Consider the following 807-nt stretch of genomic DNA (forward strand, 5'->3'; position numbering starts at 1 on the left):
AAGGCAAGTAAAGCGACGGCTTTAAAACGATCTTGTAGCGCCCTGGTGGAGAAGGTCATGCGAAACCCTAGAGCCCAGCGTAAATCCTTATTGCAGCGCATCGACAAGTCCTCCCGTCAATTCAGGCTTGTCATAACGCCCTGGTAGCAACTTTCTAAGCGATGCAAAACTTTCCTTTACCCAATCGTCGTAAATACCATTCCAGCTGCGGCTCGCGTTTTGCTCGTGAATATCAATTGCACTATCCTCGAATGGAAACGCCTGTTCTTCTAGCAAAATCTCATACTGCTCCAATTCAAGTTCGTTTAAACCCTTTGGTCGATCAGAGTTCATTAAATCCTGGCTAAGCTGCACATAGATGTCGGCCATACGGTAACCGGCTTCTGTCGAAAAGCTGGAAATCCCGTAGGAAGCAGTTTTTTGGTACGCCTGCATCGCACGCTCAAGCGCGATCGTTTTCTTCGCCATTGACTCATTTAATGGTAGCTTCAGTTTTATGCGCGCGTACCGAGTGAATGCGTCGTTCGCAAGCACCGCAGAAGCCGAGGCGGCAAGGTAAACCATGCGCTGGTCTGCATCGCTCCCGAGCGCATCCACCGTCTTCATCTGTTTTGCTAACCAGAATCGACGCTTAATTTGGTCACCTGTCTCATCATAAAGTTCTGCGAGCCGGTTAGCCGCCTCCATATATTCACTCGGCGGATTAGGGTAGGTATTCGCATAAGAGCGGTAGTTAGATATCGCCTTTGCCTTGTTGTCGGCGCGATCATAAAGCTCTGCAGCGATGTAGAGCGTGTCTTGTTTCTC

Annotated in this window: 1 pseudogene; it reads right to left on the minus strand. The window is 49.3% G+C overall.

The annotated features are described in order from the left end of the window. Positions 1 to 87: 87 nt before the first annotated feature. Positions 88 to 807, minus strand: a pseudogene (locus A3750_RS25805) (hypothetical protein); the annotation flags it as partial.

The organism is Oleiphilus sp. HI0079 (assembly GCF_001635105.1).